Source organism: Nitratireductor sp. WH36-1, assembly GCF_058725515.1.
The window spans coordinates 1,930,732-1,949,258 of sequence record NZ_CM178970.1 but is presented as its reverse complement, the minus strand read 5'-3'; the positions used below and the strand labels follow the sequence as shown (position 1 = coordinate 1,949,258).

Annotated in this window: 14 protein-coding genes; 5 read left to right on the top strand and 9 right to left on the bottom strand. The window is 61.5% G+C overall.

Features of this window, described 5'->3' with window-relative positions:
• Positions 1-221 precede the first annotated feature (221 nt).
• Entirely contained in the window at positions 222-389 is a 168-nt protein-coding gene (gene rpmG / locus AC4PTT_RS09180) for a 50S ribosomal protein L33 (protein WP_007008183.1), read from the top strand.
• Between the two features lie 575 nt (positions 390-964).
• Here the strand turns inward: rpmG and AC4PTT_RS09175 are convergent.
• The 3 genes from AC4PTT_RS09175 to AC4PTT_RS09165 all read right to left on the bottom strand — a co-directional run bounded on the left by AC4PTT_RS09175 (position 965) and on the right by AC4PTT_RS09165 (position 5,191).
• Positions 965-3,040 (bottom strand): TonB-dependent receptor domain-containing protein, encoded by a 2,076-nt coding sequence (locus tag AC4PTT_RS09175; RefSeq protein ID WP_492162558.1) that lies wholly within the window; start codon positions 3,038-3,040, stop codon positions 965-967.
• Positions 3,041-3,412: 372 nt separating this feature from the next.
• Complete coding sequence (locus AC4PTT_RS09170) at positions 3,413-4,777, bottom strand: PleD family two-component system response regulator (RefSeq protein WP_206548903.1); 1,365 nt, start codon at positions 4,775-4,777, stop codon at positions 3,413-3,415.
• Positions 4,778-4,819: 42 nt separating this feature from the next.
• Positions 4,820-5,191: a response regulator gene (locus AC4PTT_RS09165; protein WP_113155424.1), complete on the bottom strand. Its 372-nt coding sequence runs from the start codon at positions 5,189-5,191 to the stop codon at positions 4,820-4,822.
• A 225-nt stretch (positions 5,192-5,416) separates the two neighbouring features.
• Here AC4PTT_RS09165 and AC4PTT_RS09160 point away from each other — a divergent pair, with 225 nt between their 5' ends.
• Both AC4PTT_RS09160 and AC4PTT_RS09155 read left to right on the top strand, forming a co-directional pair.
• Entirely contained in the window at positions 5,417-5,701 is a 285-nt protein-coding gene (locus AC4PTT_RS09160; protein ID WP_113155425.1) for a DUF3572 domain-containing protein, read from the top strand.
• A gap of 21 nt (positions 5,702-5,722) precedes the next feature.
• Complete coding sequence (locus AC4PTT_RS09155) at positions 5,723-6,376, top strand: hypothetical protein (RefSeq protein WP_206552344.1); 654 nt, start codon at positions 5,723-5,725, stop codon at positions 6,374-6,376.
• 184 nt (positions 6,377-6,560) lie between these two features.
• On the opposite strand, the gene AC4PTT_RS09150 is transcribed toward AC4PTT_RS09155, so the two are convergent.
• Positions 6,561-7,136, bottom strand: a complete 576-nt coding sequence (locus AC4PTT_RS09150) for a GNAT family N-acetyltransferase (RefSeq protein ID WP_492162557.1) — start codon at positions 7,134-7,136, stop codon at positions 6,561-6,563.
• Between the two features lie 112 nt (positions 7,137-7,248).
• Here AC4PTT_RS09150 and AC4PTT_RS09145 point away from each other — a divergent pair, with 112 nt between their 5' ends.
• Positions 7,249-8,559 (top strand): DNA polymerase IV, encoded by a 1,311-nt coding sequence (locus AC4PTT_RS09145; protein WP_492162556.1) that lies wholly within the window; start codon positions 7,249-7,251, stop codon positions 8,557-8,559.
• 21 nt (positions 8,560-8,580) lie between these two features.
• Here AC4PTT_RS09145 and AC4PTT_RS09140 read toward each other — a convergent pair whose 3' ends face one another.
• The 5 genes from AC4PTT_RS09140 to AC4PTT_RS09120 all read right to left on the bottom strand — a co-directional run bounded on the left by AC4PTT_RS09140 (position 8,581) and on the right by AC4PTT_RS09120 (position 17,202).
• Positions 8,581-9,603: a M48 family metallopeptidase gene (locus AC4PTT_RS09140; protein ID WP_492162555.1), complete on the bottom strand. Its 1,023-nt coding sequence runs from the start codon at positions 9,601-9,603 to the stop codon at positions 8,581-8,583.
• A 57-nt stretch (positions 9,604-9,660) separates the two neighbouring features.
• Complete coding sequence (locus AC4PTT_RS09135) at positions 9,661-10,764, bottom strand: YjgN family protein (protein WP_113155429.1); 1,104 nt, start codon at positions 10,762-10,764, stop codon at positions 9,661-9,663.
• Between the two features lie 100 nt (positions 10,765-10,864).
• Complete coding sequence (dnaE, locus tag AC4PTT_RS09130) at positions 10,865-14,389, bottom strand: DNA polymerase III subunit alpha (protein ID WP_492162554.1); 3,525 nt, start codon at positions 14,387-14,389, stop codon at positions 10,865-10,867.
• Positions 14,390-14,492: 103 nt separating this feature from the next.
• Complete coding sequence (locus tag AC4PTT_RS09125; protein ID WP_206546337.1) at positions 14,493-15,176, bottom strand: HAD hydrolase-like protein; 684 nt, start codon at positions 15,174-15,176, stop codon at positions 14,493-14,495.
• Positions 15,177-15,189: 13 nt separating this feature from the next.
• Positions 15,190-17,202, bottom strand: a complete 2,013-nt coding sequence (locus AC4PTT_RS09120) for an acetyl-CoA carboxylase biotin carboxylase subunit (RefSeq protein ID WP_492162553.1) — start codon at positions 17,200-17,202, stop codon at positions 15,190-15,192.
• 196 nt (positions 17,203-17,398) lie between these two features.
• On the opposite strand from AC4PTT_RS09120, the gene AC4PTT_RS09115 reads away from it, so the two are divergent.
• Complete coding sequence (locus AC4PTT_RS09115; protein WP_113155433.1) at positions 17,399-18,526, top strand: S-(hydroxymethyl)glutathione dehydrogenase/class III alcohol dehydrogenase; 1,128 nt, start codon at positions 17,399-17,401, stop codon at positions 18,524-18,526.
• The last annotated feature ends 1 nt before the right edge of the window (position 18,527 follow it).

Below are 18,527 nucleotides of genomic sequence, written 5' to 3'. Positions count from 1 at the left end.
CCGTGCCGTATCTTTACGGTTTCAGCGCCGGCCGCACCGGCCCCACGCCACCGGCTTTCCGGCATCGGCAAAGCAACGGATCGCGGCTTACCGGCACCCCGCCAGCAAGACCGGCTTGACATTCCGCGCGTACCCTTTATGTGTCCGCCAGACTCTTTAAGCGCCTGGTGGAGAGATTCTGCTGATGCGCGACCAACAAACATCAGGAACGGACGACAGCTATGGCGAAGGCCACGACCATCAAGATCAAGCTCCAGTCGACGGCCGACACGGGCTTCTTCTACGTCACGAAGAAGAACAGCCGGACGATGACCGACAAGATGACCAAGCGGAAATACGACCCCATCGCGAAGAAGCATGTGGAGTTCAAGGAAACGAAGATCAAATAGATCCCGTTTTCGCCGCACAAAAACGCCGCTCCGAGCGGCGTTTTTTTATGCGCACATAAAACGGCCTGACCGTCACGCTTCTATGCCTGGCGGAGCCCACGAACTTCTATGCGCGTTAAAGGAAATGGGGGTCGGTCGGCAAACTGGCAGCGGTACGAGGAGGCCACTAAAGACCAGCGCCGACCGACCGACCCCACGGACCCAGGAGATGCGGCGGACCTGAGCATCATGGGGTATTTGGGGCATGGCGCGTCAGAACCATATCGGCCCGGCCATGCAACTGCCCTTATCGGTCGAGAGATTTGCGCAGGGCAGTAAGAAAATCAACACTTACTTAACCATTGCCGCCAACTCCCTGACGTTAGGGTAAATATGGCGCGCGACCGGCTTTGCGTCAGCCCCCAATAGGGTGAGACCGTCATCACTCTTTCGTGCCTGACAGATGACCGGCCTACCACACCCGAAACAAAGCCACCCACCCACAACCGAAAACGCCGCACATCCGGGAGGACATGCGGCGCTCTTGACGGCAGGAATGCCGTGCGACCGAAACCGCACGGCGAAGGGATGGCGACCTAGAATTTCGCAGTCGCTCCCAGAATGAAGGTCCGGCCCCTGCCTCTTTTTGAATTCATCGATTCCGGCCCGGACCCAGCCACCGCGTAGCTCTTGTCGAACAGATTTTCGACCGTGAAGAACACGTTGAAATCCTCGCGGATCTCATAGCTGCCATAGGCATCGTAGAGCGTGTAGGCCTCAAGGTCCTCCGGCTCCATCATGCCGTTTGCCTGCCGGCTTGGGCCGACATAACGCATCTGTGCGCCAAGATTCAGCCGCTCGTCGAGAAGACGCACGCCCACATCCACCGTGGCGTAGGTCTCGGGCAGGAAGCCGGCATCACCATTGCCCCAGCCCGTGCCGAAGCCGACCGGCTGATCGGTATCCGCATTGGTGTAGGACGCATTCACGTAGAAGGCTCCCGCGTCATAGCTGCCCTGCACTTCCCAGCCGGACATGCGGGTGGTGCCGGGCGCATTCACCCATTTGGCGACCTGCCACGGAATTCCCGTAACATCCGCCAGATCGTTGACGATGTAGTTTTCGATGTCGTGACTGTAATAGCCGACCTTCAGGCGCAGGCGGTCGTCGGGCAGCAGGACACCATCCCTGTGCAGATTGACGCCCACATCCCAGCCTCTGCGAACCTCCGGCTCAAGCCCCAGATTGTTCGCATAGGCCGAGCCGATGCCATCGCCAAACGGGATCATCGTCCACAGCATCTCCTGAACGGTGGGCGGACGCGCCGTGTGCGCATAGGTGGCGTAAAGCTGCATCCAGTCGAGCGGATCGGCGGCCAGTGTCACCTTGGGCAGGAATTCACCACCGGAGCGCGAGACCTTCCGGTTGCCGCAGTCCGGCCCGCCGGGCGGACAATCACCCGTACCCGCACTGTATGCGGTCTGCTGCCCGGACATGTTCCAGTAATCATAGCGCAGCCCGGCCGCCAGCGAGAAGATGTTCCAGTCCAGCGTGACATCGGAGAAGGCGCTCGCCTTCTGCATCCTGCCCGGCGGGTTCGCGCCACGGCGACGCAGCACCTCGAAATCCGTGGAACCGTAGGAAAGCCCGTAATACCAGGAAAGGTCCACGCCCTCGCCCACCACGAAGCGTGACGTGTTGGCGAGGCTCGCACCGAAGGAACGATCCCGGGATTCACGACCGCGATAGCCGCCGCCAAACTCGGAATCGTAGGTCATCTCCGTTTCGTTGTAGTAGACATTGGCCGCAAGATCGATCAGCGCCGACCCCGGATCATATGTGTAATCGAGCGTGTAGGTCTGGTTCTTCAGGCTTTGCTCGTAATTGCTGCTGGTGAAGCGGTTGTCATACCAGCGCCCGCCAAGCTTGAGCCGATGCTCGCCATTGGGTTCGAAATCGAGCTTGACCAGTCCACCCGCAGGCGCATTGGAAACCCTGTCGTAATCGGGAAACACCGCGCCATCCGCCGTTTCATAATCGTGAAAATCGGAATAGGCGAGCGCGCCGACAATGCTCACATCGCCAGTCTGACCGGGGAACATCTTGCCCCGTGCGCCGCCAGCGAGCAGACCTGACCAGCGATAACCATTGGTGCCGGCCTTGAAGCGGGTGAGCGCACCGATGTCAGCGCCCGGCTTCAGAACGTCATCCACCTCAAGCGTGCGGAAATTGGCAGCGCCGGCCAGCGTTCCCGCACCGGCCGCGCCCGAAACCGCGCCGCGCGCCACATCCACACCGGCCAGAAGCTCGGGATGTACGTAAAGCAGATTGCCGCCCGACGAACCATGCCCGCCCACATTCCGGAAGGTCTGCGGCACGCCGTCGATCATGGCATTGACGCGGCCATAGCCGGTCAGTCCGCGAATGTTGACCTCAATCGCCGGATTGGTGCTCGGCGAATAGGTAAAGGCGCCCGGAACTGAACGCACCGCCGTTCGCACATCGCCGCCGAAGCGCTCCTGCAGTGCCTGCTCATCAAGCGAGCCGACCGCCGCAGGCGTGGTGTAGACTGCTTCGCCCGAGGGCAGAAGCGTCTGGTCATCAACCACCACCAGCCGTTTCAGCCGATGGGTCCTGCCCTCACCCACGTCACCCGAAACGGCTTGCTCCACCTCTTCCTCTGCCGGGGATGCCTGCTCCTGGGCAAAGGCTGCATGCGCACATAAGAAAGAACAAGCGAAGACACTTCCCGCAAACAACCTGCGGGAATCATCGATGATCAAAGCCAACGAAACCTCCTGTCGGACTAAAGCAGAATTTCGGGCTGGCTGAACATTTGCTTGCTGGAATGTACTTTTGCTTAGCCTCGCGGCATCAGCACGTCAAACGGGCTCCCAAAACCACTGGGCAATGCCTCAGACCGCGGCAAACCGTTATCCGCCACGGAAAAAACATGATCATTACAGTCAAGTTTAAGGGCGCGAGCGCTCAAACTGCGACAGTTTTACACAATAAGTTTTATCAAAAGACCGCAGCACGCCACCTCACGCGGCGGGAGCCACCACGCAATTGCGCCCTGCATTCTTGGCATCATACAGGGCCAGGTCGACACGTTTGAGCAGAGTGGCCGGGTCGTCATGCGCGCCGGCGGTGGCCACAACGCCCACACTGGTCGTCACCGCAATCGCATTCTTGCCACCATCGACCGTGAACGGGTCGCTGGCAATGGCGACACGAAGACGCTCGGCCACGGTCTCCGCAACATCGAGCGGGGTATCCGGCATCACCACCACGAATTCCTCACCGCCAAAACGGCAGATGAGATCAATGCCACGAATGTTCTGGCGAAGCCGGTCGGCGAATTCGCGCAGCACATCGTCGCCGCCCTGATGCCCCCAGCTGTCATTGATGGCCTTGAAGCAGTCGATATCGGCCATCATCACCGAGAGAGGCCGCCCGCGCGCGGCGGCACGGGCAAGAAGCCTCGGCAGATGCGTGTCCAGATAGCGTCGGTTGTGAAGCCCCGTCAGCGGGTCGGTTACGGCCATCTGGAAGCTCTCGCTCACGCTTGAGCGCAGACGGTCATTGTAGCGTTTGCGGCGCAGCTGCGTGCGCAGGCGCGCCATGAGTTCCTGTTGATCTACCGGGCGCACGATATAGTCGTTCACGCCGAGTTCGAGAGCCCGCGCGATCATCGCATCGTCGCCCCTGTCGGCCACCAGCATGACCGGCAGAAGCCGCGTGCGATCCAGCGCCCGTAATTGTGCGCACAACCGCAGCGGATCGTAAGTCGTGTAAGCAGATGTGACGAGAATGCACTCGTAGCTGCCATCGGCGGCGCGGAACAGACCGGCCTGCGGGTCATCCTCGACATCAACCCTGTAGCCATCACGCAGCATGTTGGCGATGGTTGCAGAAGACTGCGCGTCTTCATCGATCAACAGAATGGAGGGCGCAGCACGACGCTCCTCTTCAATACCATCGTCAAAACCGGCATTGCGCGCCGTCACGGTGCGCAGGCGCAATTCATCCGTCAGCATTTTCAGCCGCACCAGACTTTTCACGCGCGTCACAAGCTGCAGATCATTGACCGGCTTCGAGAGAAAATCATCCGCACCGGCTTCAAGCCCCCTGATGCGATCCGCCGTCTCTTCAAGGGAGGTGACCATGATGACGGGAATGTGCTGCGTAGCCGGATCGGCCTTCAGCCGGCGGCACACCTCGAACCCATCGAGCTCCGGCATCATCACGTCCAAAAGCACGACATCCACCTTGCCGTCCGCGCAGATCTTCAGCGCCTCTGCGCCACTATGCGCGCAGACCACCTCGAAATACTCGGCCAGAAGCCGGCTTTCGAGCAGCTTCACATTGGAAGGGACATCATCGACGACAAGGATGCGCGCGGTCATGGTCGGCTCCTCAGATGAATACTGGAGAGGCCGGGTGCAGCATCAGGCGTCTCCGAGATAGGATTTGATCGTTTCGATGAAGCTCGGCACGGAGATCGGCTTGGAAATGTAAGCCTCGCATCCGCCCTGGCGGATCCGCTCCTCATCGCCCTTCATCGCAAAGGCCGTGACCGCGATGACCGGGATGGTGTGCAGATCGTCATCCTGCTTGAGCCATTTGGTGACTTCCAGACCGGAAACCTCCGGCAGCTGGATGTCCATCAGGATGAGGTCAGGCCGATGCTCACGCGCAAGATCAAGCGCATGCAGCCCGTCGCGCGTACGCACTGTCTCATAACCGCTTGCCTCGATGAGATCGCGAAAGAGCTTCATGTTGAGCTCATTGTCTTCGACGATCATGACTTTCTTCGACATCAAACCCCGTCCCACTCAACTCCGCCGTAACAGCAGACCGCCGGTTGCCGACCGCGATGTGCGATACACCGAAATTTCAGACGCCACCCTTGCACGATTTGATTTATGAATCGGTAATGGGCGCCTGCGAATCGTAGTCTTCCAGCATAACGGCCCTGGTTTTGCGCGCAATTCACGTGTTGAAAATGCAGCAGCGGGCCAAACACCCTATATTGAGGATGAACCATGCAACGCGAGGAAGCCGAAACCATTGCCGTGTCCGCCCTGGCCTTCATTGCGGCAGACGGCGAACTTCTGCCGCGCTTCCTGTCGCTGACCGGCATCGAGGCCCACCAGATCCGCGCTGCCGCCGCCGAACCGGGTTTTCTGGCGGGTGTTCTGCAGTTCGTGCTGGCGCATGAGCCGACAGTGCTGCGCTTTTGCGAAGAAAGCGGCATCGCGCCCGAGCGGGTTGCGCGCGCGCCAGCCGCCCTGCCCCATGGCAACACATCTTACGACATTCAGCCCTGACACGATTTGGACGGCACAAACATGACGATCGATCCGGAAACCTCCCGGCAAATTGACGAATTATCGCTCAGCAGCGATCCCCTGCTGGTGCTCGATGTGGACGACGTGATCCTGGAATTCATCCGGCCGTTTCCGGAATATCTGCGCACGCGCGGCTTCGAGCTGAAGCTCGAAAGCTTCGGCCTCAACGGGAACGTCACCGACCTCGCCTCCGGAGACCGCGTGAGCAATGAAACCGTGGCGCAGCTCGTCGACGCGTTTTTCGAGGTCCAGCATGACTGGCAGGCGCTGGCCGAAGACGCCTCCGAAACCATTGCGCGGCTTTCGAAGGCAAGCCAGGTGGTGCTCCTGACCGCCATGCCCCACCGCTACCGGCAGACGCGCCGCACCCTGCTCGACCAGCTGGAAATGCACTATCCGCTGCTCACGACCGAGCGCGCCAAGGGCCCTGCAATCCAGCGCCTGCGCGGCGAGCATCAGCGTCCCGTCGCTTTCGTCGACGACATGTATTACAACCTCGTCTCGGTGCGCGACACGGTGGAGGACGCGCATCTCTTCCACCTGATGGCCGACAATTCCGTGCGCACGCTGATGCCGCCGATCCCCGAGGGCGTAACGGCGGTGGAACACTGGAAAGAGGCCGGCGAGAAGATCGCCCGCTCACTGCAGATCTAAAGCAATTCCAGCAAAGGCGGAAACAGACTTTGCGGCCAAAATTGCGCAAAATCAATGAGATAGCGCATTACCGGTGAACCTTTTCTCGTCAGCAACGCTCTGAACAGTCACACCGCACCTGCCGGGCCTGGCAAAGACAACGCCGCGCCCGGCCGGAGCCACAGCGCATCCCGGCATCACACAGTCAAAGCGTAAACCGCATCAGCGGCCGCCCCGCCTTGCGCTCGGCGACCGCCTGGAACCCGGCCTTTTCAAAGACCCGCGTCGAGCCCACGAACAGGCCGATGGAACGCTTGTCGTTCGACCGGGTGATCGGACAGGCTTCCAGCAGGCGCGCGCCGTTTTGCCGGGCAAAATCGATCCCGCCGGCAACAAGCACGTGAGACAGGCCCTTTCGGCGCGCCGAGCTTCGCAGGAAGAAGCACGAGATCGCCCAGATATCCACCTCACGCTCCTCGCCCTCTCCCAGCGGCGCAGAGACACGCCCCTTGTTGTTCCATTCGGAAATGTCGGCGCGCGGCCCGATCTGCATCCAGCCATCCGCCTTTGCGCCATCCATGAGCAAGATCCCCGGAGGCGGGCCGGCTGCAATTCGCGCCTTGATGTGATCCCTTTTGCTCTCGCGGTCGTTTTGTCGCCGCACCGCCGGTGGCAAACGAAAATGCGTGCACCAGCAACCGTAACAGGCACCCTGCCTGCCAAACAGATCCTCGAACGCCGGCCACAAATCCGGCGTCAGGGGCGCAATTCGATAGTCCACCCTGACCTGTTGCAACCCGGCTTCTGGCAACCCGCCTCCTCCATACCGCAGCTTGTGCCATGGCGGCGTTTCAAGTAAGATGCATGTTCACTTTATGTTCACATGACCAATCATGCCTGTCAACGCCCTCACGCATGGCATTTGCCGCGATTGCCTGACCCCGGCGAACACCGCATCGCGGCGTTGCCGGTCATGCGGGAGCCCGCGCATGCTCGCCCATGCCGAGCTTGACCGCCTGTCTCTCGCGCATGTCGACTGCGATGCCTTCTACGCCTCGGTGGAGAAGCGGGACAATCCGGCCCTGCGCGACAGGCCGGTCATCATTGGTGGCGGCAAACGCGGTGTCGTCTCCACCGCCTGCTACATCGCCCGCATCCACGGCGTTCGCTCTGCCATGCCCATGTTCAAGGCGCTCGAAGCATGCCCCGAGGCTGTCGTGGTCAAGCCGGACATGGAGAAATATTCAAGGGTCGGCCGTCAGGTGCGCTCAATGATGGAGGCGCTCACCCCCATGGTCGAGCCGCTGTCCATCGACGAAGCCTTTCTCGATCTCGCCGGCACGGAGAAACTGCATGGCGCGCCGGCGGCCATGGTGCTCGCCCGCTTCGCGCGGCAGGTGGAGGAGGAAGTCGGCATCACCGTTTCGGTCGGCCTGTCCTACTGCAAATTCCTCGCCAAAGTGGCTTCAGATCTGGACAAACCGCGCGGTTTTTCCGTGATCGGTCAGGAAGAGGCCGTCAGTTTTCTTCAAAAGCAGCCGGTCACGCTCATCTGGGGCGTCGGCAAGGCCTTTGCCGCCACGCTCGGCAAGGATGGCATCCGCACCATCGGCCAGCTTCAGACCATGGAGCGCAACGAGCTGATGCGGCGTTACGGCACGATGGGCGACCGGCTCTATCACCTTTCGCGCGGCATGGACGAACGCGGCGTGAAACCGCGCAGTGAAGCAAAAAGCGTTTCGTCTGAAACCACGTTCAACACGGATCTGTCCCGGATGGAGGATCTGGTGCCGGTGCTGCGCGCGTTGTCCGAGCGGGTTTCCGCCCGGCTTAAGGAGGCCGACATTGCCGGTCGAACCGTCGTTCTGAAACTCAAGACCGCCGAGTTCCGGCTGCGCACACGCAACCGGCAGCTGGGAGACCCGACACGGCTCGCCGACCGCATCTTTCACACAGGGCTGGAACTCCTGAAACGGGAGGTGGATGGCACGCGCTTTCGCCTTCTGGGCATCGGTGTCAGCGACCTGACCGACGCCGGCAGGGCCGATCCGCAAGACCTTGTCGACGGGCTTTCCCACAAGCGCGCACTCGCCGAGGGCGCCATCGACAGCCTGCGCGAAAAATTCGGCAAACAGGCCGTCGAGACCGGCTATACGTTCGGGCGCTCTAAAGTCGCGCGCCCACAGCGTGACGGCGACGATTGAGCCAGCTGCTTGGGGCCTGCCCTACTGGCCGCGAAGCTCCTGAACACGCTGTCGAACCGCCTCACGCCTGTCCTTTGTCCCGGGATGCGTGGAGAGCCAGCCCGTTTCATCGGAACCGCCAGCGTCCTCAACCACACGGTCCAGAAGCCCCACAAAAGCCAGCGGATCGCGGCCCGCCTTCGCCATCAGCCCGACACTGTAAAGGTCGGCATGGGTCTCGAACTCACGCGAATAGACAAGGGTCTGCAGAGCGCTTGCCTGCACGATCACATCATCGACCAGCTGGCTCGCATCACCACCGATCAGCCCCACCATGAAACCAATGCCCAGAACGCGATAGATCTGCTGCAGCGAGTGCCGCTCGCGCACGTGTCCGATCTCATGGGCGATGACGCCGGCAATTTCGTCGTCAGACCGGGCAAGCCCGACCAGTTCGTCCGTAACAATGATGGTGCCGCCCGGCAGCGCCAGCGCATTCGCGCCTATCATGCCGCCCTGCCGGAGTTCAAGCCTGAGCGCGGGACCGCCACCGCCGGCAATCTGCGCCAGTTCACCGAACATGTCGCGCAGCGCCTTCTGGCGCTCTTCGGCAAGTTCCGTGGGGGAGAACACGGTGCGATCCACCGTCTCAAGCGTTCCCCGGTCCATCGCGACGATGATGGGCTGCGGCGTCACCAGCGCCGCACCCGACGCCAGAAGCGGGACACCGAACCGGTAGACGACGAAGATCAGCCCCATCGTCACCACGGCGGCCGCCGCCACGAAGCCCGGATGCCCCTCAAGACGCATCAGCCGCGCGAAGAAGCTGCCACCCGTCTTCAGGAAGCCGTCCACATCGGCACCAAGCGGGGCTTCGAAAACACCGCCATCGGCAAAGGTGATCTTGCGCGGCACACCGGCAACCGGGTCGGAGACGGACACGATTACCGGCTCCAGCGCCTCCGTTTCATCGGCAAGCCGCAGCACCAGCCGTTCCGGAACGCCGGAAAGGCTGGCCGCCACGACACGCGAGGAACCGGGTGGGAAATAACGTCCCTCAATCATGGCCTATCCCTGTTTCGACGCAATCGACCATGCAGGTCTGGAGAATGGCGCAAGCCCTCAAAGTCCGAAATCGATGCCTTCGATATCGAAGAACTCGGCCGCGCCGACATTGCCCTCCGGTGCGGCTTCATCGACGAAATCGTCAAGCGGGCCGACCGCAAACACACCGGTGCTGACCACCAGATAGCGCCAGCTGCGCACGGCTGCCCACGGCCGCAACAGCCCCAGCGTCAAAATGGTGGCGAACAGATTTGAGACCAGAATCCAGACATAGCGCAGCCGCCCCACACGGGAGGTGAAGCGGTGCTGGCCATCAAGCACGGTGTGATTGTAGGCGATGTTGCGCACACCGGCTTCATAGAAGAGATAGGCAAGCGCCAGCGCAATATAGGCACCGATGGAAGCGCCAGTCAGGATGCCGGCCATCGATCCATAATTAAAGACATCGAAAAGCTCATCCTGGCCGAGCCGAAGCGTGTTTCCCGCCGAGACAACGCCGAAACCGATCAGGAAGCCCCCTCCGACGAAAACCATCAGGACAAGCCCGATGAAGATAACCGTCACGCCCAGATTTCCGTAAAGCGCGGTGAGCGGCGCCTGGGTCTCAAAACGCGTCGATCCATAGCCCAGATGGCGACCGAGATAGTTGCGCGCCAATTTCGAAGCCACGGGAGCAAGAAGCCCTGCGGATACAAGGGCGACCACCGGCATGATCACGAAGGCGAAAAATGCACCCCAATAGGTCCCGCGGAAATTCAGCCGCACATTGCGATAGCTGGTCATCCGTGCGTTGAAGGCCATCGACTTGTTCAGAAGCCACGGAAAGGCAATCAGATAAGGGATGATGAGCAACCCGAAGAATGGCGAAACACTGATCAGCACATTGTAGGCAAGCAGAAAGGCCACCACGATGATGCGCCCGATCAGGATTCTGGTGGGCCGCGCGTGGTATTCGAAATTGTGCCCGTCGAGCCAGCTGTTTCCATAAAAATAGCGCAACCGGCGCACCTTCGCCCAGGCAGTGTAAATGCCGAGCGTGATGATCGACAGGAACAAATTGACGATCCAGATACCAAAATACTCAGAAGCGCGCCCGGTGAAGGAAAACGGAAGATGCACAGGCGTTTGGCGGCTTTCCGCCGCCGTCTCAACGTAATTCATGAGAAACAGGCCCCAAAACTAAAAAACAATGAAAAATCCCTGATCGCGGAAATTTGCAAAAACGACCAGAAGTTGCTGCGCTCACCTTGTGGCGCAACGCCTAAACAAGTTCAACCTCCACAACGCCCGGCACGGCGCGCATGGCGGCTGCAACCTGCGGCGAGATGCGGTAGCGGTTGGGCAACCCGACCTCGATCTCGCCCTGCCCGCCATCCTTGATGACGACGAGGCTCACCTGCGCATCGCCACGCTGGGTCAGCTGCGAGGAGATGGCGGCCAGCGGCTTGGGGTCGCGCAGATAGATGCGCAGCGCCTTCTGCATCCGGCATGCTTCTTCCTCAAGCGACTGCACGCCCTGAATGCGCAGATTGACGCCTTCAGGCCGGTTTTCAGCCCCCACCATGATGACCACGGAAGAACCCGCTTCCAGAAGATCGCGATATTGCGCGAGCGCCTCGGAAAAGAGCACGGCCTCATACTGTCCGGTGGCGTCGGACAACTGGATGATGCCCATCTTGTTGCCGGTGCGGGTGCGCCGCTCCTGCTTGGAGGTGACGGTGCCAGCAAGCCGCCCGGCCGTCGCCCCGCGCTTCACTGCAGCCTGGAACGTGCCCCAGTTCTGCACGCGCATCTTTTCCAGGATCTCGGCATATTCATCCAGCGGATGCGCCGAGAGGTAGCAGCCGACCACCTGGAATTCGCGATGCAGCTTGTCGGCAGCGGACCATGGCTCGACCACCGGCAGATGAAGCTTCTGCGGCTCGCCGCCGCCCGACATGCCGAAAATGTCGCCCTGCCCCATGGCCGCGTCCTCGGCCGCGCGTGCCGCCATGCCCATAAGCCGGTCGATGCCGCCGAACAGGGCCGCGCGGTCGAGACCGAAACAGTCGAATGCGCCGGCCTGAATCAGGCTTTCCAGAACCCGTTTGCCGACGATCTTGGGATCGATGCGGGCGCAGAAATCCTCAAGGCTCTCGAACTGCTTCTCGTTGCGCTTCTCGACGATGTGCTCCACCGCCGCGTCGCCCACGCCCTTGATGGCGGCGAGCGAGTAGAAAATCTTGTTCTCACCCACTTCGAACGGACGATGCGAGGTCAGGACCGATGGCGACACGACTTCAATGTCGAGCCGCATGGCGTCGCGGCGGAAGTCGTTCAGCTTGTCGGAGTTGGCCATATCGTAGGTCATCGACGCGGCGAGGAACTCGACCGGGTAATGCGCCTTCAGATAGGCCGTCTGATAGGAGACGATGGCGTAGGCAGCGGCGTGCGACTTGTTGAAGCCGTAGTCGGCGAACTTGGCGAGCAGGTCAAAGATGAAGTTTGCCTGCTGCTTGGAAACGCCGCGCTCGGTCGCGCCATCCACGAAGATGCCGCGCTGCTTTTCCATCTCCGCGCGGATCTTCTTGCCCATGGCGCGGCGCAGAAGGTCAGCCTGACCGAGCGTGTAGCCGGCCAGCTCCTGCGCGATCTGCATCACCTGCTCCTGGTAAACGATAACGCCCTGCGTCTCCTTCACCAGATGGTCGATCTTTGGGTGGATCGAGGCGATTTCCTCGTCACCATGCTTGCGCGCATTGTAGGTGGGAATGTTCTCCATCGGACCGGGACGATAGAGCGCGACCAGCGCGATAATGTCCTCGATGCGGTCGGGCTTCATGCCGATCAGCGCCTTGCGCATGCCGGCCGATTCCACCTGGAACACGCCGACCGTCTCGCCGCGCGAGAGCATCGCGTAGGTTTCTGGATCGTCGAGCGGGATATGCGCCAGATCGATCTCGATGCCCCGGCGGCGGATGAGCTTCACCGCCGTTTCCAGAACGGTCAGCGTCTTCAGGCCGAGAAAGTCGAACTTCACCAGCCCCGCCTGCTCGACCCATTTCATGTTGAACTGGGTGACCGGCATGTCGGAGCGCGGGTCTCGATACATCGGCACCAGCTCGGAGAGCGGCCGGTCGCCGATCACGATGCCGGCGGCGTGCGTCGAGGCGTGGCGGTAGAGACCTTCTAGCTTCTGGGCATAATCGAGAAGCGTCCCGACAATCGGCTCCTTCTCCACTTCTTCGGCGAAGCGCGGCTCATCCTCGATGGCCTTGGGCAGCGGCGTGGGATTGGCCGGGTTCGAAGGCACCATCTTGCAGAGCCGGTCGACCTGGCCATAGGGCATCTGCAGCACGCGCCCCACATCGCGCAGAACGGCGCGGGCCTGCAGCGTACCGAAGGTGATGATCTGGCCCACCTGATCGCGGCCATATTTGCGCTGCACGTAGCGGATCACCTCTTCGCGGCGATCCTGACAGAAGTCGATATCAAAGTCGGGCATCGACACGCGGTCGGGGTTCAGGAAGCGCTCGAACAGAAGCGAGAAGCGCAGCGGGTCCACATCGGTAATGGTGAGCGCGTAGGCGACGAGCGAGCCAGCACCCGAACCACGCCCCGGCCCCACAGGGATATCCTGAGCCTTCGCCCATTTGATGAAGTCCGAAACGATCAGGAAGTAGCCCGGGAACTTCATCCGCTCGATAATGCCGAGCTCATAGTCAAGGCGCTCGGCATATTGCTCGCGCGTATAGCCTTCGGCCAGCCCCTGTGAATTGAGGCGGTGGTCGAGACCTTCGCGGGCCTGACGCCGCAATTCGTCAGCCTCGGCCTGAAGCGCCGCCTCGGCGTCGGCCGCATCCGCGCCCGTAAAGCGCGGCAGGATCGGCGGATGGGTCTGCGTGAAATAGGAACAGCGCCGGGCGATCTCGATCGTGTTGTCGATGGCCTCGGGCAGATCGGAAAAGAGCCGCGCCATCTCGGCCTGGCTCTTGAGATAATTGTCCGGCGTGAGCTGGCGGCGGTCGTCCATGGCGATCACCGCGCCCTCGGCGATGGCGATCAGCGCGTCATGGGCCTCGTAATCCTCACGGGCGGGAAAAAATGCCTCATTGGTCGCAACCAGCGGCAGTTCGAGCTTGTAGGCGAGATCGACGGTTGCCGCCTCGATAACCCGGTCGTACCCCTCGAAACGCTCCAGTTCCACATAGAGCCGGTTGCCAAAGCATTCCTTCAGGAAAAGCAACCGCTCCTCGGCAACCTCGGGCCGGTCGGCCTTCAATGCGGCGCCGATCGGCCCGCGCGGACCGCCGCTCAGGCAGATGATGCCGTCGGCCAGCTCGGTCAGCCATTCCGTGGTGATATGGGTCGCCTCGCCCGGCTCATTGTCGAGATAGGCGCGGCTGACGAGCCGCACGAGATTGGCGTAACCTGCCTCGGTCGAAGCGATCAGAACCAGCGGTTCATACTGCGCGCCCCCACCCTTGCGGCCATTGCCGCGGCGGCTTTCCGCCAGCGCGTCCTCAAACGCGCAGTCAAGCTGGCAGCCGACGATGGGTTGCAGCCCCTCCTTGGAGGCTTTCTGGGAAAACTCCAGCGCGCCGAACAGATTGTTGGTGTCGGTGATGGCGATGGCCGGCGCTTCATCCTTCAGCGCATGGCCAATGACCTTTCCAAGAGGCAGCGCGCCTTCCAGCAGCGAATAGGGCGAATGCACCCGCAGGTGAATGAAGGGCCGTTCGGGCCGGTTTCTTTCACGCTCCGCCGCTGCGAAAATCGGATCGCGCAAACGCCTGTCGCTCGCCATGAATTGCTGCCAACTGCTTCTTGAAGACTCAAAGCTCATTGTCCCGCATCGGGCACCGGGGGTAAAGGCCCGTCACCCGGCAGCACACGGCTTTCTGAACGCGTCAGACCGTCTCTGCAGCCAGAACCCGGTCGATTTCGACGGCCAGCTCTGCCGGCTCTTCCACGATACCGACCGCGCCCGCTTCCGCCAGCTCGGCCCGGTCGCCAAACCCCCAGAGAACGCCAATCGCCGGCACGCCATTCGCCTTGCCGCCGGCAACATCGTGAAGCCGGTCGCCGATCATCACCGTGTTTTCGGGCTCGATCCCTTCACTGGCGATGATGTGCCGGATCAGGTCCGCCTTGTTGGCATTGGTCCCATCGGGGGCAGAGCCGTGCACTGCATCGAAGAAGCGCGCGAGATCGAAATGCGCAATGATATCCTTGCTGTAGGCTTCCATCTTCGAGGTCGCCACGGAGAGGAAATGCCCTGCATCGACACAATGGGAAAGCGTCTCCCTGATGCCGGGAATGAGCTCATTCTCGAACTTTCCGACGTCCTGATAACGTTCGCGATAGTGCCCGACCGCCTCCCAGATGCGCCCTTCGTCACTGGTTTCCAGAAACGTGGCGAAGGTGACCTGAAGGGGCGGCCCGATATGGGAGCGAATGGTAGCGTCATCCGGGGCCGTGCGCCCCATCTTCTCCATTGCATGGCGGATGCAGCTGGAAATGCCGACAAACGGGTTCGTCAGCGTGCCGTCGAGATCGAACAGCACCGCTGCCCGCTTTTCCATCTGCGCCATTTTTGGAAAGCTCCTATTCGAATTCCATGATGACCGCATCCACGGCGAGGCTGTCACCGGGCGCGGCATTGATCTTTGCCACCATCCCGTCACGCTCGGCGCGCAGGACATTCTCCATCTTCATCGCCTCGACAACGGCGAGTATTTCGCCCGCCTTGACCTGCTGCCCGGTGGCGACCGCGATGGACACGACCAGACCCGGCATCGGGCAAAGCAGCATTTTCGACGTATCGGGCGCTTCGCGCACGGGCATCAGGCGGTCAAGCTCGGCAATGCGTGGCAGCATCACGCGCGCATTCGCAGCCACGCCCTGCCAGGCGACCTGAACGCCATTGAGGATCGGACGCACCTGAACGGCGACAGTGCGGCCATTGACATCGCCTTCCCAGACCGGCTCCCCCGGACGCCAGGAAGAGCGCACGGTCACCGGATCGGCATCGCCAATGCGAATGTCCATTTCCAGCGGGATCGAGATCATGCCTTCGACAAGGCTGACGGACAGATAATCGTCATCGAGCCGCACCACCCAGTCGCGCTTCAGTTCGCCCGAATGCGGTGCAAGACGGCCGGTCAGCCGGTCGAGACGATCACGCCGCAGAAGCTCCACGGCCAGCGCCACCGCAGCAAGCACCGTGCGCTCGCCCGCCATGAGCGATGGCGGCGCAAACCCGTCAGGAAACTCCTCCGCGATGAAGCCGGTTGACAGACGCCCTTCGCGCCAGCGCGGATGGCTCATCAGAGCTGCGAGGAATGGAATGTTGTGCTCGATTCCGTCGATCACGAAACGGTCCAGCGCCTCGCTCATCGCGTTGATCGCATCAAGTCGCTCGGGCGCCCAGGTACAGAGCTTGGCGATCATCGGGTCGTAGAACATCGAGATTTCCGACCCTTCCGTCACGCCCGTATCGTTGCGCAGGACGGCATCGCCCAAACGCCCCTCCTGCGGCGGACGGTAACGGGTGAGCCTGCCGATGGACGGCAGAAAGTTACGCACCGGATCTTCGGCATAGATACGGCTTTCAATGGCCCAGCCATTGAGCTTCACATCGGCCTGACCGAAGGACAGCGCCTCGCCTGCCGCCACCCGCAGCATCTGCTCCACCAGGTCGATGCCGGTGACAAGCTCGGTCACCGGATGCTCCACCTGGAGGCGCGTGTTCATCTCCAGAAAATAGAAATTCCGGTTCTTGTCGACGATGAACTCGACCGTGCCGGCGCTTTGATAATCAACGGCTTTTGCGAGCGCCACAGACTGTGCGCCCATGGCCGCGCGCGTCTCGGCATCCAGAAAGGGCGACGGAGCCTCCTCCACCACCTTCTGATTGCGGCGCTGGATGGAGCACTCGCGCTCGCCCAGATGCAGGCACGCGCCATGCGCGTCCGCCAGCACCTGTATCTCGATATGGCGCGGCTCCTCGATGAATTTCTCGATGAAGATGCGGTCATCGCCGAAAGAGGACGCAGCTTCCGATTTTGAGCGCTCGAACCCTTCGCGCGCCTCGTCATCGTTCCAGGCAATCCGCATGCCCTTGCCGCCGCCGCCCGCCGATGCCTTGATCATCACCGGGTAACCGATTTCACCCGCGATGCGCACCGCATGTTCGGCATCATCGATCAGTCCCATGAAACCGGGAACGGTCGAGACTCCGGCCTCGGCGGCAATTTTCTTGGAGGTGATCTTGTCGCCCATGGCCTTGATGGCCTTCGGCTTGGGGCCGATGAAAACGATGCCCTCGGCTTCCAGTCGCTCGCAGAACCCTGCATTCTCGGAAAGGAAGCCATAGCCCGGATGCACGGCCTCTGCGCCGGTCTCCTTGCAGGCGGCGATGATCCTGTCTGCGACCAGATAGCTCTGACTGGCGGCGGGCGGGCCGATGTGAACGGCCTCGTCGGCCATGTCCACATGCACCGCGTCGGCATCGGCGTCGGAATAGACCGCGACGGTGGCGATGCCCATCCTCCTCGCTGTCTTCATGACCCGGCAGGCGATTTCACCGCGATTGGCGACGAGGATCTTCTTGAACATGAACGGTGTTTCCCCCCAACGAGCGACGTCGTTTCTGTTTTATGGCTTTGCTTGCCCCCGCTCAAGCGTTTCACACAATTGTCGCATGAGAAGCGGGTTTGTCAGATTGCGTCATCCTATGGCCGGAACGGGCTTGCGGGACATAACAATTCCTGAAACTTTCGGCTTAGATTCCGGACTTGCAGGAGAATTGTCCATGAAAACCCGCGCCGCTGTTGCCGTTCAGGCAGGAAAACCACTTGAAATCATGGAGGTAGACCTCGATGGCCCGCGCGAAGGCGAAGTGCTGATCGAGGTGAAAGCGACCGGCATCTGCCATACGGATGAGTTCACCCTCTCCGGCGCAGATCCGGAAGGCATCTTCCCGGCGATTCTCGGCCATGAAGGCGCTGGCGTCGTCGTTGATGTCGGTCCCGGCGTGACGAGCCTCAAGAAGGGCGATCACGTGATCCCGCTCTACACGCCCGAGTGCCGTGCGTGCCCGTCCTGCCTGTCGCAGAAAACCAATCTGTGCACCGCCATCCGCTCCACCCAGGGCCAGGGCCTGATGCCGGACGGCACGAGCCGTTTCTCCCTCAACGGCGAGAAGCTGCATCACTATATGGGCTGCTCGACCTTCTCGAACTTCACGGTTCTGCCCGAAATCGCGGTCGCCAAGGTCAATCCGGACGCGCCCTTCGACAAGATCTGCTACATCGGCTGCGGCGTGACCACGGGCGTCGGCGCGGTCATCAACACCGCCAAGGTCGAGATCGGCTCGACCGCCATCGTGTTCGGCCTCGGCGGCATCGGCCTCAACGTGATCCAGGGCCTCCGGCTTGCCGGCGCCGACATGATCATCGGCGTGGACCTGAACAACGACAAGAAGGAATGGGGCGAGAAATTCGGCATGACGCATTTCGTCAATCCGAAGGAAGCCGGCGAAGACCTCGTTCCCTATCTCGTCAACATGACCAAGCGCGGCGCTGACCAGATCGGCGGCGCGGACTACACGTTCGACTGCACGGGCAATGTCCATGTGATGCGTCAGGCGCTGGAAAGCGCGCATCGCGGCTGGGGCGAGTCCATCATCATCGGCGTGGCCGGTGCGGGTCAGGAAATCTCCACCCGTCCCTTCCAGCTGGTCACCGGACGCACCTGGAAAGGCACCGCCTTTGGCGGCGCACGCGGCCGCACGGATGTGCCCAAGATCGTCGACTGGTACATGGAAGGCAAAATCGACATCGATCCGATGATCACGCACACCCTGTCGCTGGACGAGATCAACAAGGGCTTCGACCTCATGCATGCGGGCGAATCCATCCGCTCCGTGGTGGTCTACTGAG